This is a genomic window from Herbidospora galbida (genome assembly GCF_005233835.1).
Classification (GTDB): domain Bacteria; phylum Actinomycetota; class Actinomycetes; order Streptosporangiales; family Streptosporangiaceae; genus Herbidospora; species Herbidospora galbida.
This window is the reverse complement of record NZ_SZQA01000002.1, coordinates 259449-274032: the sequence shown is the minus strand read 5'-3', so window position 1 is coordinate 274032 and position 14584 is coordinate 259449. Positions and strand designations below refer to the sequence as shown.

Annotated in this window: 10 protein-coding genes; all 10 read right to left on the bottom strand. The window is 66.6% G+C overall.

The features are described 5' to 3' along the window. Positions 1-79 precede the first annotated feature (79 nt). Positions 80-2173 carry an elongation factor G gene (fusA, locus tag FDA94_RS04215; protein WP_212735176.1) on the bottom strand — a complete coding sequence of 698 codons (2094 nt, stop codon included), beginning with the start codon at positions 2171-2173 and terminating at the stop codon, positions 80-82. 39 nt (positions 2174-2212) lie between these two features. Then, on the bottom strand, positions 2213-2683 hold the full coding sequence (gene rpsG, locus FDA94_RS04210; protein ID WP_137245693.1) for a 30S ribosomal protein S7: 471 nt from the start codon (positions 2681-2683) through the stop codon (positions 2213-2215). Further along, positions 2683-3057 carry a 30S ribosomal protein S12 gene (gene rpsL / locus FDA94_RS04205; protein WP_137245692.1) on the bottom strand — a complete coding sequence of 125 codons (375 nt, stop codon included), beginning with the start codon at positions 3055-3057 and terminating at the stop codon, positions 2683-2685. The genes rpsG and rpsL overlap by 1 nt, the downstream gene beginning before the upstream one ends. Before the next feature lie 429 nt (positions 3058-3486). Then, on the bottom strand, positions 3487-7362 hold the full coding sequence (locus FDA94_RS04200) for a DNA-directed RNA polymerase subunit beta' (RefSeq protein WP_137245691.1): 3876 nt from the start codon (positions 7360-7362) through the stop codon (positions 3487-3489). Between the two features lie 14 nt (positions 7363-7376). Then, the gene (gene rpoB, locus FDA94_RS04195; protein ID WP_137245690.1) at positions 7377-10841 is read right to left on the bottom strand and encodes a DNA-directed RNA polymerase subunit beta; all 3465 of its coding nucleotides are present in this window, start codon (positions 10839-10841) and stop codon (positions 7377-7379) included. Positions 10842-11287: 446 nt separating this feature from the next. Beyond that, complete coding sequence (locus FDA94_RS04190) at positions 11288-11794, bottom strand: hypothetical protein (RefSeq protein ID WP_137245689.1); 507 nt, start codon at positions 11792-11794, stop codon at positions 11288-11290. Then, on the bottom strand, positions 11794-12303 hold the full coding sequence (locus FDA94_RS04185; protein ID WP_137245688.1) for a hypothetical protein: 510 nt from the start codon (positions 12301-12303) through the stop codon (positions 11794-11796). The genes FDA94_RS04190 and FDA94_RS04185 overlap by 1 nt, the downstream gene beginning before the upstream one ends. Positions 12304-12439: 136 nt before the next feature. Further along, complete coding sequence (gene rplL / locus FDA94_RS04180; RefSeq protein WP_062337791.1) at positions 12440-12832, bottom strand: 50S ribosomal protein L7/L12; 393 nt, start codon at positions 12830-12832, stop codon at positions 12440-12442. 81 nt (positions 12833-12913) lie between these two features. Next, on the bottom strand, positions 12914-13438 hold the full coding sequence (gene rplJ, locus FDA94_RS04175) for a 50S ribosomal protein L10 (RefSeq protein WP_137245687.1): 525 nt from the start codon (positions 13436-13438) through the stop codon (positions 12914-12916). A gap of 240 nt (positions 13439-13678) precedes the next feature. Continuing rightward, positions 13679-14500 carry an SCO4651 family lipoprotein gene (locus FDA94_RS04170; RefSeq protein ID WP_137245686.1) on the bottom strand — a complete coding sequence of 274 codons (822 nt, stop codon included), beginning with the start codon at positions 14498-14500 and terminating at the stop codon, positions 13679-13681. Positions 14501-14584 lie beyond the last annotated feature (84 nt).

Sequence of the window (14584 nt, the reverse complement as noted above, 5' to 3'; positions counted from 1 at the left end):
TTAGAGATTTCTGACTTGACTTCAATCGCCCGGTCCCGTCCGGCCGTCACTGACGTGGCGGCCGGACGCTGGCGAGGTGTTACTCGCCGCGGACCTTCGCGACGATCTCCTTGGCGATGCCCGGAGGCACTTCCGCGTAGGAGTCGAACTGCATGCTGTAGCTCGCGCGCCCCTGCGTCTTGCTACGGAGGTCGCCCACGTAGCCGAACATCTCAGAGAGCGGAACAAGGGCCTTGACGACACGGGCGCCGGCCCGCTCGTCCATGGCCTGGATCTGCCCGCGACGACCGTTGAGGTCGCCGATGACGTCACCCATGTAGTCCTCGGGCGTGGTGACCTCGACGGCCATCATCGGTTCGAGGAGAACGGGGTCGGCCCTGCGCGCGGCCTCCTTGAAGACCATCGAGCCGGCCATCTTGAAGGCCATTTCGGACGAGTCGACCTCGTGGTAGGCGCCGTCCTGAAGCGTGACCTTGACGCCCACCATCGGGTAACCGGCCAGCACGCCGAACTCGGCGGCCTGCTGGGCGCCCGCGTCGACCGAGGGGATGTACTCCCGCGGGATGCGGCCACCGGTGACCTTGTTCTCGAACTCGTAACCGTCGTTGCCCTCGCCCAGCGGCTCAAGGTCGATGAGGACCTTGGCGAACTGGCCGGAACCACCGGTCTGCTTCTTGTGCGTGTAGTCGATCTTCTCCACCTTGCGGCGGATCGTCTCGCGGTACGCGACCTGGGGACGACCGACGTTCGCCTCGACCTTGAACTCGCGGCGCATGCGGTCGACCAGGATTTCGAGGTGAAGCTCGCCCATGCCGTGGATGACGGTCTGGCCGGTCTCCTCGTCGCGGCGGACCTGGAAGGACGGGTCCTCCTCCGCCAGACGCTGGATCGCGGTGCCGAGCTTCTCCTGGTCGCCCTTGGTCTTCGGCTCGATCGCGACGCTGATGACCGGCGCCGGGAACGTCATCGACTCGAGGACGACCTGGTTCTGGATGTCGGACAGGGTGTCACCGGTGGTGGTGTCCTTGAGGCCCATCACGGCGACGATCTGACCGGCGACCGCGGACGGCCGCTCCTCACGCTTGTTGGCGTGCATCTGGTAGATCTTGCCGATCCGCTCCTTCTTCCCCTTCACCGAGTTGATCACGGTCGTGCCGGATTCAAGGGTGCCGGAGTAGAGGCGGATGTAGGTGAGCTTGCCCAGGTGGGGGTCGCTCATGATCTTGAAGGCCAGGGCGGAGAACGGCTCGGTCACGTCGGGGCGACGCTCGATGACCTTCTCCTCGTCGTTGACCGCGTGGCCCTTGAAGGCCGGGATGTCGGTCGGCGCGGGGAGGTAGGCGACGATCGCGTCGAGCAGGGGCTGCACGCCCTTGTTCTTGAACGCGGTGCCGCACAGGACCGGGTTGATGGCGCTGGCCAGCGTGGCGCGGCGGATGGCCGCGACCAGCTGCTCCTCGGAGGGCTCGACGCCCTCGAGGAAGAGCTCCATCAGCTCGTCGTCGTTCTCGGCCACGGTCTCGACCAGACGGTCGCGCCACTCACGGGCGGTCTCGGCATGGTCGGCGGGGATGTCGACGGTGTCGTACATCTCGCCCTTGGCGGCCTCGGCGCTCCAGATCAGGCCCTTCATCTTCACCAGGTCGATGACGCCCTTGAAGTCGGCCTCAACGCCCCAGGGAAGCTGGATGACCGCGGGAGTCGCGCCCAGCCGGCTGATCATCATGTCGACGCACCGGTGGAACTCCGCGCCGACCCGGTCCATCTTGTTGACGAAGCAGATACGGGGAACCTCGTAGCGGTCGGCCTGCCGCCAGACCGTCTCCGACTGCGGCTCCACCCCGGCGACACCGTCGAACACCGCGACGGCACCGTCGAGGACGCGGAGCGAGCGCTCCACCTCGATGGTGAAGTCGACGTGGCCCGGCGTGTCGATGATGTTGATGGTGTGGCCGAGCCACTCACAGGTCGTCGCGGCAGACGTGATCGTGATGCCGCGCTCCTGCTCCTGCTCCATCCAGTCCATCGTGGCAGCGCCCTCGTGGACTTCACCGATCTTGTAGTTGATACCGGTGTAGAACAGGATGCGCTCGGTCGTGGTGGTCTTGCCCGCGTCGATGTGGGCCATGATCCCGATGTTGCGGACCTTGGCCAGGTCAAGCGTGGTCGCCACTTCTCTCGCGTCCTCGTCGTCTCGTCGAAAATCCGCCGACTACCAGCGGTAGTGGGCGAAGGCCTTGTTGGACTCGGCCATCTTGTGGGTGTCCTCGCGCTTCTTCACGCTCGCCCCGAGGCCGTTGCTGGCGTCGAGGAGCTCGTTCATGAGGCGCTCGGTCATGGTCTTCTCGCGGCGTGCACGCGAGTACTGCACCAGCCAGCGGAGGGCCAGCGTGGTGCTGCGCGCGGCGCGGACCTCGACCGGGACCTGGTAGGTCGCGCCACCGACACGGCGGCTGCGGACCTCGAGGGTCGGCTTCACGTTGTCCAGGGCGCGCTTCAGCGTGACGACCGGGTCGTTGCCGGTCTTGTCCTTGCAGCCCTCGAGGGCGCCGTACACGATCGACTGGGCGATCGAGCGCTTGCCGTCGAGGAGAACCTTGTTGATCAGGGCGGTGACCAGCGGCGAGTTGTGAACCGGGTCGGCCATGAGCTGGCGGCGGCCAGGAGAACCCTTGCGAGGCATTACTTCTTCTCCTTCTTGGCGCCGTAGCGGGAACGAGCCTGCTTGCGGTTGCGGACGCCCTGGGTGTCGAGCGAGCCGCGGATGATCTTGTAGCGAACGCCGGGGAGGTCCTTCACACGACCACCACGAACCAGCACGATGCTGTGCTCCTGGAGGTTGTGGCCGACGCCGGGGATGTATGCGGTGACCTCGATGCCGTTGGTCAGGCGAACACGCGCGACCTTACGAAGCGCCGAGTTCGGCTTCTTCGGGGTGGTGGTGTAGACGCGGGTGCAGACGCCGCGCCGCTGAGGGCTGCCCTTGAGCGCAGGAGTCTTGGTCTTGGAGACCTTGTCCTGCCGGCCCTTTCGGACCAACTGCTGAATCGCGGGCACTACAACAACTCCGTTTCGTGCCTTGGCCGGTGAATCGTGAACATGCTTATTCGCAGGTACTGCCGGTGTCATGACCTGCTGGTTTTCCCTCTCCGCCGACCCACGCGGTCGGGCGTGTCGCGCACTGTTGACGCAACACCCCGGACCTGGAAATCGGGAACCAGGGGCACACGGCGCGCTTCGCTGGCAAGCTGCGCGCACGCGTTTTGGGCCCATGAACCCATGGGCACGAAAGAGAAGACTACCCAGCCGGTAGCGACACGTCAAAACGGTCGCGAGTACGGGTCGTCGGGATTCGTACCTTGAGTCCCGCGGCCCACCTTTCAAACGCAGGCCGTGATTGAGTCCGTGTCAACTATACCGCGCGAAGAGACGTGAAAAAGCCGGAAGCCCGGCCGAGGCCGGGCTTCCGTGATGAACCTTGGATGACTAGCGGCCGTACTGACCGAAGTCGTACTCCTCCAGCGGGACGGCCTCGCCGCTGCCCGAACCGAAGGTGTAGTCGGCCGCGGAGCCGTCGTAGCCGCCGACCGTGTACATCGCGGCCTTGGCCTCCTCGGTCGGCTCGACCCGGATGTTGCGGTACTGGGGCATGCCCGTACCGGCCGGGATGAGCTTACCGATGATGACGTTCTCCTTGAGGCCGAGCAGGCTGTCCGACTTGGCGTGGATCGCCGCGTCGGTCAGGACCCGGGTGGTCTCCTGGAAGGACGCCGCCGACAGCCACGACTCGGTGGCGAGCGAGGCCTTGGTGATGCCCATCAGGACCGGACGGCCGGACGCCGGCTGCCCGCCCTCGGCGACGCACTCGCGGTTCATCCGCTCGAACCTCGGCCGCTCGACCAGCTCACCGGGCAGCATCTCGGTGTCGCCGGACTCCAGCACGTTCACGCGCTTGAGCATCTGGCGGACGATGACCTCGATGTGCTTGTCGTGGATCGACACACCCTGCGAGCGGTAGACCTGCTGCACCTCTTCGACGAGGTGGAGCTGGACCTGGCGCGGGCCGAGGATGCGCAGCACCTCGTTGGGGTTGCGGGCACCGGCGATGAGCTGGTGACCCACCTCGATGTGCTGCCCCTCGGAGACCTGCAGCCGCGACCGCATGGAGACCGGGTAGGCGATCTCCTCGGCACCGTCGTCGGGGGTGATGACGATCTTGCGGGTCTTGTCGGTCTCGTCGATCCGGACCCGGCCGGTGACCTCGGAGATCGGGGCCACACCCTTGGGGATGCGGGCCTCGAAGAGCTCCTGGACACGCGGCAGACCGTGGGTGATGTCGGCGCCCGCCACACCACCGGTGTGGAAGGTACGCATCGTCAGCTGGGTGCCGGGCTCACCGATCGACTGGGCGGCGATGATGCCGACCGCCTCGCCGACGTCGACGAGCTTGCCGGTGGCCAGCGAGCGGCCGTAGCAGGTCGCGCAGACACCGATCTTGGCCTCGCACACCAGCGTGCTGCGGGTGCGGACCGTCTCGATGCCGGCTTCGACCAGCGCGGTGACGGTGATGTCGTTGATGTCGGTGCCGACGGCGGCGACGAGCTTGCCGTCGACCTCGACGTCTTCGGCGAGGATCCGGCCGTGCACGTTGGACTCGGCGTTCTCCGCCTTGACCAGGTTGCCCGACGCGTCGCGCTCACCGACGTGCAGCGGGACCGCGCGGTCGGTGCCGCAGTCGATCTCGCGCACGATGACGTCCTGCGCGACGTCCACCAGACGACGGGTCAGGTAACCCGAGTCGGCGGTACGCAGGGCGGTGTCGGCCAGACCCTTCCGCTGACCGTGGGTGGAGATGAAGTACTCCAGCACCGACAGGCCCTCGCGGAAGGAGGACTTGATCGGACGCGGGATCGTCTCACCCTTGGTGTTGGACACCAGGCCGCGGATGCCGGCGATCTGACGGACCTGCATGAGGTTTCCTCGGGCGCCCGACTGGACCATCATCCAGATGGGGTTGGTCTTCCCGAAGGCGTCCTGCATGTCCTGGGTCACGTCGCTCGTGGCCTTGGTCCAGATCTCGATGAGCTCCTGACGGCGCTCCTCGTCGGTGATCAGACCGCGGTCGTACTCGCGCTGGACCTTGTCGGCCTGCTTCTCGTACGACTCCATGATCGTGCCCTTGTTCGGGGGCGCGATGACGTCGTCGATCGAGATGGTCACACCGGCGCGGGTGGCCCAGTAGAAGCCGGCGTCCTTGAGCGCGTCGAGCGCGTTGGCCACTTCGACCTTGGGGTAGGTCTCGGCCAGCTCGTTCACGATCGCGGACAGCTGCTTCTTGCCGACCTGGTAGTTCACGAACGGGTAGTTCGCGGGCAGCGTGTTGTTGAACAGGCAGCGGCCGAGCGTGGTCTCCAGGCGCAGCGGGTCGCCGACCTCCCAGCCCTCGGGCGCCTCCCAGCCACGCGGCGGGGCGACGTCCTTGAGCCGGACCTGGATCTTCGCCTGCAGGTCGAGCTCGTGGCGGTCGAAGGCCATGAGGGCCTCGGAGACCGACGCGAACACCCGGCCCTCACCCTCGGCCTCGTCGGCCTGGGTGGTGAGCGAGTAGAGGCCGATGACCATGTCCTGGGTGGGCATCGTCACGGGCTTGCCGTCGGCGGGCTTCAGGATGTTGTTGGTCGACAGCATCAGGATGCGCGCCTCGGCCTGGGCCTCGGCAGACAGCGGCAGGTGCACGGCCATCTGGTCGCCGTCGAAGTCGGCGTTGAACGCCGTGCAGACGAGCGGGTGGATCTGGATGGCCTTGCCCTCGACCAGCTGCGGCTCGAAGGCCTGGATGCCCAGGCGGTGCAGCGTCGGAGCGCGGTTCAGCAGCACGGGGTGCTCGGTGATGACCTCTTCGAGCACGTCCCACACGACCGGGCGGGCCCGCTCGACCATGCGCTTGGCGCTCTTGATGTTCTGCGCGTGGTTCAGGTCGACCAGGCGCTTCATCACGAACGGCTTGAACAGCTCCAGCGCCATCTGCTTGGGCAGGCCGCACTGGTGCAGCTTCAGCTGCGGGCCGACGACGATGACCGAACGGCCGGAGTAGTCGACTCGCTTGCCCAGCAGGTTCTGACGGAACCGGCCCTGCTTGCCCTTCAGCATGTCGCTGAGGGACTTCAGGGGACGGTTGCCGGGGCCCGTGACCGGGCGGCCGCGGCGGCCGTTGTCGAACAGCGCGTCGACGGCCTCCTGGAGCATGCGCTTCTCGTTGTTGACGATGATCTCGGGGGCGCCGAGGTCGAGAAGCCGCTTGAGTCGGTTGTTCCGGTTGATCACGCGCCGGTAGAGGTCGTTCAGGTCGGAGGTGGCGAAGCGGCCACCGTCGAGCTGGACCATCGGCCGCAGGTCCGGCGGGATCACCGGGATGCAGTCGAGCACCATGCCGGCGGGCGAGTTGCGGGTGTTCAGGAACGCCGCCACGACCTTGAGCCGCTTGAGGGCGCGGGCCTTCTTCTGGCCCTTGCCGCTGCGGATCGTCTCGCGGAGGTTTTCTGCCTCCTGGTCGAGGTCGAAGCTCTGCAGCCGCTCCTGGATCGCCTGCGCGCCCATGCCGCCGCGGAAGTAGCGGCCGAACCGGTCGCGCATCTCGCGGTAGAGCAGCTCGTCGCCCTCGAGGTCCTGGACCTTGAGGTTCTTGAAGCGGCTCCAGACCTCCTCGAGCCGGTCGAGCTCACGCTGCGCCCGGTCGCGGAGCTGACGCATCTCGCGGTCGGCGCCCTCGCGCACCTTGCGGCGCTGGTCGCCCTTGGCCCCGGCGGCCTCCAGCTCGGCCAGGTCGGCTTCGAGCTTCTTCTGCCGGGCCTCGATGTCGGCGTCACGGCGCTGCTCGACGTGCTGACGCTCGACCGAGATCTTGGCCTCGAGCGAGGACAGGTCGCGGTCGCGCATCTCGGTGTCGACATGCGTGATCATGTACGCCGCGAAGTAGATGACCTTCTCGAGGTCCTTCGGGGCGAGGTCGAGCAGGTAGCCCAGCCGCGAGGGAACGCCCTTGAAGTACCAGATGTGGGTGACCGGGGCGGCCAGCTCGATGTGGCCCATCCGCTCACGACGCACCTTGGCACGGGTCACCTCGACGCCGCAGCGCTCACAGATGATGCCCTTGAAGCGCACGCGCTTGTACTTGCCGCAGTAGCACTCCCAGTCCCGGGTCGGACCGAAGATCTTCTCGCAGAAGAGTCCGTCCTTTTCGGGCTTGAGGGTCCGGTAGTTGATCGTCTCCGGCTTCTTGACCTCACCGTGAGACCACTGACGGATGTCGTCGGCGGTCGCGAGGCCGATTCGGAGCTCGTCGAAGAAGTTGACGTCCAGCATGTGCTATCTCCCCCTCAGACTTCTTCCACGCTGCTCGGCTCGCGCCGGGACAGATCGATACCGAGCTCCTCCGCCGCGCGGAAGACGTCCTCGTCGGTGTCGCGCATCTCGATGGACATGCCGTCGCTGGAGAGCACCTCGACGTTCAGGCACAGCGACTGCATTTCCTTGATGAGGACCTTGAAGGACTCGGGGATGCCGGGCTCGGGGATGTTCTCGCCCTTGACGATGGCCTCGTAGACCTTGACTCGGCCGAGGACGTCGTCGGACTTGATGGTCAGCAGTTCCTGGAGGGCGTAGGCGGCGCCGTACGCTTCCAGCGCCCACACCTCCATCTCACCGAAGCGCTGGCCACCGAACTGCGCCTTACCACCCAGCGGCTGCTGCGTGATCATGGAGTAGGGGCCGGTCGACCGAGCGTGGATCTTGTCGTCGACCAGGTGGAGCAGCTTCAGGATGTAGATGTAGCCGACCGAGATCGGGTGCGGGAACGGCTCGCCGGAGCGGCCGTCGAAGAGCCGGGCCTTGCCGTTCTCCTGGACCATCCGCGAACCGTCACGGTTCTTCAGGGTGCTGTTGAGGAGGCCGACGATCTCCTCCTCGTGGGCGCCGTCGAACACCGGAGTGGCGACCTTGGTCCACGGCTTGACCTCGGTCATCTCCTTCTCGCGCAGCCGCTCGGCCCACGCCTCCTCGATGCCGGAGACGTCCCAGCCTCTGGCGGCGATCCACCCGAGGTGTGTCTCCAGCACCTGGCCGACGTTCATTCGGCCGGGCACGCCCAGCGGGTTGAGGACGATGTCGACCGGGGTGCCGTCTTCCAGGAACGGCATGTCCTCGACCGGAAGGATCTTGGAGATGACGCCCTTGTTGCCGTGGCGGCCGGCCAGCTTGTCGCCGTCGGTGATCTTGCGCTTCTGGGCCACGTAGACGCGGACCAGCTCGTTGACGCCGGGGGGAAGCTCGTCGCCCTCCTCGCGGCTGAACACGCGGACGCCGATGACCTTGCCCGACTCACCGTGGGGAACCTTCAGCGAGGTGTCGCGCACTTCGCGCGCTTTCTCACCGAAGATCGCGCGGAGCAGGCGCTCCTCGGGGGTCAGCTCGGTCTCACCCTTGGGGGTGACCTTTCCGACGAGGATGTCACCCGTGACCACTTCGGCGCCGATCCGGATGATGCCCCGCTCGTCGAGGTCGGCCAGGACCTCCTCGGAGACGTTCGGGATGTCCCGAGTGATCTCCTCCGGGCCGAGCTTGGTGTCGCGGGCGTCGACCTCGTGCTCCTCGATGTGGATCGAGGACAGGACGTCGTCCTGCACGAGGCGCTGCGACAGGATGATCGCGTCCTCGTAGTTGTGGCCCTCCCACGGCATGAACGCCACGAGCAGGTTCTTGCCGAGCGCCATCTCACCGGTGTCGGTGCAGGGGCCGTCGGCGATGACCTGACCAGACTCCACCCGGTCGCCCTCGGCGACGATGGGCTTCTGGTTGAAGCAGGTGCCCTGGTTGGACCGCTTGAACTTGGCGACCCGGTAGGTGGTGCGGGTGCCGTCGTCGTTCATCACGGTGACGTAGTCGGCGGAGACCTCCTCGACGACACCGGCCTTCTCGGCGCTGATGACGTCGCCGGCGTCGGTCGCCGCGCGGTACTCCATGCCGGTGCCGACGAGCGGAGCCTCGCTCTTCAGCAGGGGCACCGACTGACGCTGCATGTTCGAACCCATGAGCGCGCGGTTGGCGTCGTCGTGCTCAAGGAAGGGGATCATGGCGGTCGCGACCGACACCATCTGGCGCGGCGAGACGTCCATGTAGTCGACCTCGGACGGGTGGACGGCCTCGAACTCGCCGCCCTTACGGCGGGCGAGGACGCGGTCTTCGGCGAAGCTGCCGTCGGTGTTCAGGCGCGTGTTGGCCTGGGCCACGACGTGGCGGTCTTCGACGTCGGCCGTCAGGTAGTCGACCTGCTCGCTGACCTTGCCGTCGATGACCTTCCGGTACGGCGTCTCGACGAACCCGAAGGAGTTGATCCGGCCGAACGACGCGAGCGAGCCGATCAGACCGATGTTCGGGCCTTCCGGCGTCTCGATCGGGCACATGCGGCCGTAGTGGGACGGGTGCACGTCACGGACCTCGAAGCCGGCCCGCTCACGCGACAGACCACCGGGCCCGAGCGCCGACAGACGACGCTTGTGGGTCAGGCCCGCGAGGGGGTTGGTCTGGTCCATGAACTGCGACAGCTGCGAGGTGCCGAAGAACTCCTTGATCGACGCCACGACCGGGCGGATGTTGATCAGGGTCTGCGGCGTGATCGCCTCGACGTCCTGGGTCGTCATGCGCTCGCGCACGACGCGCTCCATGCGGGCCAGGCCCAGGCGGACCTGGTTCTGGATCAGCTCGCCGACGGTGCGCAGGCGGCGGTTGCCGAAGTGGTCGATGTCGTCGATCTCGACGATGACCGAGCCGTTCTCGCCCATCGACTCCTCGCCGGCGTGGAGCCGGACGATGTATTCGATGGCGGCGACGACGTCGTCTTCGGTGAGGGTGCCCTGCGTGATCTCGGAGTCACAGCCGAGCTTCTTATTGATCTTGTAACGGCCGACCTTCGCGAGGTCGTACCGCTTGGGGTTGAAGTAGAGGTTCTCGAGCAGCGCCTGCGCGGACTCCTTGGTCGGGGGCTCGCCCGGACGCAGCTTGCGGTAGATGTCGAGCAGCGCGTCGTCCTGGCCGGAGGTGTGGTCCTTCTCCAGGGTGGCGCGCATCGACTCGTACTGGCCGAAGCGCTCCAGGATCTGGTCGGTCGTCCAGCCGAGCGCCTTGAGCAGGACCGTGACGGCCTGCTTGCGCTTGCGGTCGATGCGGACGCCGACGCTGTCACGCTTGTCGATCTCGAACTCGAGCCAGGCACCCCGGGACGGGATGACCTTGGCGCCGTAGAGGTCCTTGTCGGACGTCTTGTCGACGGTGCGCTCGAAGTAGACACCGGGCGAACGGACCAGCTGGGACACCACGACACGCTCGGTGCCGTTGATGATGAAGGTGCCCTTCGAGGTCATGAGCGGGAAGTCGCCCATGAACACGGTCTGGCTCTTGATCTCACCGGTGGTGTTGTTGATGAACTCCGCCGTGACGAACATCGGGGCGGAGTAGGTCATGTCCTTGTCCTTGCACTCGTCGACCGAGTACTTGGGCGGCTCGAACCGGTGATCGCGGAACGAGAGGGACATGGTGCCGGAGAAGTCCTCGATGGGACTGATCTCCTCGAAGATCTCCTCGAGACCCGACTGGGCCGGCACATCGCGGCGGCCCGCCTGGCGGGCCGCCTCGACCCGGGCCTTCCACTTCTCGTTGCCGAGCAACCAGTCGAAGGACTCGGTCTGCAGAGCTAGTAGATCAGGAACTTCCAAAGGCTCCTGGATACGTGCGAACGACACGGTGCGGGGACCGGCGGGTACGGCGGAGGCGTTGCGCGAGGCTGCCAACAGATGTCCTTCCGAGGGCTCGCGGACTGACTACACGCACGCCAGACGACCAAGGAAAGCGAGGTTACTCAGAGAAACGGTCGTCAAAGGGCAGCGCAAAGGGGCAGTGTAGCCGATGGGCATACACCTGTCCACTCCGCTCTCGCTCTGCGCTCCACGTTGCTGGCAGCATCACCCGTCTGGGCTCAAACGTCAAGCCCGAGAGACGACATTTCGGCTAACCAATGGCCAGCACGCTGGGTTTTTCCCTTCCGTGAGACGACCGCCGGTTGCGAAGCCCTATCGACAACCCGCCGAGCCCAGTCGATACCCTCGACCCGAGTCCGCTAACGCTCTGTCACACGGAAGGCCCAACGATGACCGTTGATCGACCTTCCAACGCCCTGGACATTCCCTAGGCCGCTCAAACCAAAACCCAAACGTGACCAACAATTGGGTCTCGGGACTCAGCGGATGGGCGTGTTGCCGATCAACGTCGAGAGCCCCGACACGAGCCAGCGACCGTCCGTAACCACCATGACCAGCCGCGCTCTGTTCTGTACGACCTCCGCCGGCCCTTCTGTCCGGCTTGTGGTGGTGTTCAGGAAGACCAGCACTTTGACCCTTTCGGGGCTGGCCTCCTCGACCGCCACGGCGGCCACCGTCGCCTGCTGGACCTTCTGCTGCCGGCGCACCTGCGGGATGAAGGTGCCGGCCAGATTGGCGTAGTGCTCAGCCAGCGGGCCGGTGGCGTGGCTGCGGGCCCGCGCGAGATCGGCCTCGATGGTCCGGTGATCGTAGGAGAGCATGTCGGCGGCGTACGCCCGGGCCGCCTGCGCCGCCTCGGCCGAGGCCGCCGAGGTGTCCTGGACCCGTTTGAGGTCGAGATAGAGCCGCCCGAGCCCGCCCAGGGCCAGCACGGCCAGCACGACGAGCAGGGAGGTCAGCCGCAGGGCGCGCTGGACGACGGCCATCACGACACCAGCTCCGCGTTCGCGACCAGCCAGCGTCCGCTCTCCTTGGCCAGATCCATGCGCCAGCGGTAGAAGCGCTCCTCCGGCTCGTCGCCCTTCCGGCCGGTGAAGTCGATCATCACGTCGGCGACCACGAGCACCTGGGCGCGGGTCCCCTCGGCGTTCATGGACGCCAGCCCCGCTCCCCGGAGCACCCCCGTCTGGAGGACCTTGTCCTTCATCACGGTCTCGCGGGTGGCGGCCTGGTCGCGTTCGTAACGGGCTCTGGTCTCCCCCGTCGACGTCGACACCACACCGCGGAAGGCGGTGTCGAAGGTGCGGTGGTCGAGCGACATCAGGCTGACGGCGTGGGTGGAGGCGGCCGAGACCGCGGCGGCCTCGTCGGCCTCGCGGGCCAGGGCCGAGGCCCTGAGCGTCCACACCCATCCGGCGGCCGCCCCCAGCACGAGGACCAGGGCCAGCAGGGCCAGGTTGAGACGACGGGGGGCCTCACGGCGGATCCTGGCCACGGGCGGATTGTACGTGGGCCACGCCGGGGCGCCGGCTGAAAGCGATCAAATCAGTCTGGGACCGGAACCGGGTCCGGAAACGCCGGAAGCGGCCCGCCCAGGCACCTGGGGCAGACCGCTTCGCGGGTGACGCTACTTACTTGACGGTGACCTTGGCGCCGGCGCCCTCGAGGGCAGCCTTCGCCTTCTCCGCCTGCTCCTTGTTGACCTTGCCGTCGAAGACCGGCTTCGGAGCGCCGTCGACCAGGTCCTTGGCTTCCTTCAGGCCCAGGCTGGTGAGCGCGCGGATCTCCTTGATGACCTGGATCTTCTTGTCGCCGGCAGCCTCGAGGATGACGTCGAACTCGTCCTGCTCCTCGGCCTCTTCGGCCGGAGCGGCGCCGCCGGGGCCGGCGACGGCCACGGCCGCGACCGGGGCGGCGGCCTTGACGTCGAAGGTCTCCTCGAACAGCTTCACGAAGTCGGACAGCTCAAGGAGGGTCATCTCCTTGAAAGCGTCGAGCAGCTCGTCGGTGCTGAGCTTCGCCATGATGGTTCCTCCATAAGGATCGTGCTGAAAAACGTGAAAAGGGACCGCGGTTTGCGCTTCCCCCCGCTTGCGCGGACCTGCTTACTCCCCGGACTCCTCGCGCTTGGCGCGCAGGGCCTCGGCCAGTCGAGCCATCTGCGTGGGCAGCGCGGCGAAGGTGGCGGCAGCCGTGGACTGCTTGGCCTTCAGCGCACCGGCCAGCTTCGCGAGGAGCACCTCGCGGGACTCGAGGTCAGCGAGCTTGGAGATCTCGGCGGGCGTCATCGACTTGCCGTCGACGACCCCACCCTTGATCACCAGAAGGGGGTTGGCCTTGGCGAACTCACGCAGACCCTTGGCGGCCTCCACCACGTCGCCCTTGACGAACGCGATCGCGGTCGGGCCGTAGAGCAGGTCGTCGAGGGCAGTGATCCCGGCGTTGTTCGCCGCGATCTTGGCCAGCGTGTTCTTCGCCACGGCGAACTTCGCATGCCCACCGAGAGAGACGCGCAGCTGCTTGAGCTGGGCGACGGTGAGCCCGCGGTATTCGGTCAGAACGGCGGCGCTGCTGCCATCGAACTCAGCCTTGAGTTCGTCGACCGCGCCGGCCTTCTCCGCCTTCGCCATGGGCCTCCTTCCAGATGTGCCGCCGGAAGGGATTGAAGGCCCCAAGAAAACAGACGAGCCCCGGGCGCAGGGCGCACGGGGCTCTCAGCAAGCTCCACGAAAGGCTTGTCAGAGGCTCTCAGTCACACCTGCGCGGGTCGCCCACAAACGTGGGACCTTCGGTCACCGGGATAGGCACCCGGAGACAACCGGCGGTCTTTGGCAGGACTAAGAGTACGGTGTCAAGCCCGCAACACCAAATCAGCCGCCCACGGGCATGTTCTTGGGCAGGTCGCCGACCTGGTCGGCGGGCGGCGCGGCGATGCCGAGCTGCTCGTTGAACGACTTGAACAGCAGGGTGGCGGAGAAGCTCGCACCCTGCTCGGCACCGTTGATGCCGATCTTGCGGGGCAGTCCCTCACCGTCGATCCAGGCGTCGAACTTGACGTTCTTCAGCTGGGAGAGCTGGCCCTTGACCCGCTCCTGCGTCTCCTTCGGCAGCAGCAGCACGGCCGCCTCGACCGGGAAGCTGCCGGCGTAGTGGGTCGTGTCGACGCCGTTCACCGACTCGGTGCCGACGGCCTTGACGTCCTTGGACGCGGTCAGCAGGGTGACGCTGGTCTTCAGGTCGATCTGCTGGGCCTGGTCGAGGAACTGGCTGGCCGCCTTGGCGTCGCCGAGCTGCTTCAGGTCGATCTTCACCCACGGCTTGTCGGTGCCGATCAGGGTCTTGAGCAGGTCCATCTTCACGTAGGCGACCTCGTCGGCCAGCACCACGCGCAGCCCGCCGGGAACGGACTGACCGCCGAAGGACACCTGGCTGAGGGTCACGTCGGAGGCGAGGGTGGGCTTCTGCTGGAACAGCATGCTGCCCTGGACGGTGCCCTTCTGACCCTTGGGGTCGGCGAAGTCGAGCACGATGTCGGCGCTGTAGGAGTCGATCGAGTCGGCCTTCTGGGCCGTCTGCTGAATGGCCTCGGCGGCGGAGAGTTTGACGTCCCCCAGCGGCTGGGCAGTCGTGGTCCCGCAACCGGCCACCGCCAGGGCGGCGACGACCCCGGCGGCCACTAAGAATCTGCGCATCTTGTCAATCCCTTCGTCGGCCCGAGCCTACGTTGGGCCGTTCTGGAGCGCGGTCCTGTCCTCAGGATTCGCACAGAAAAGACA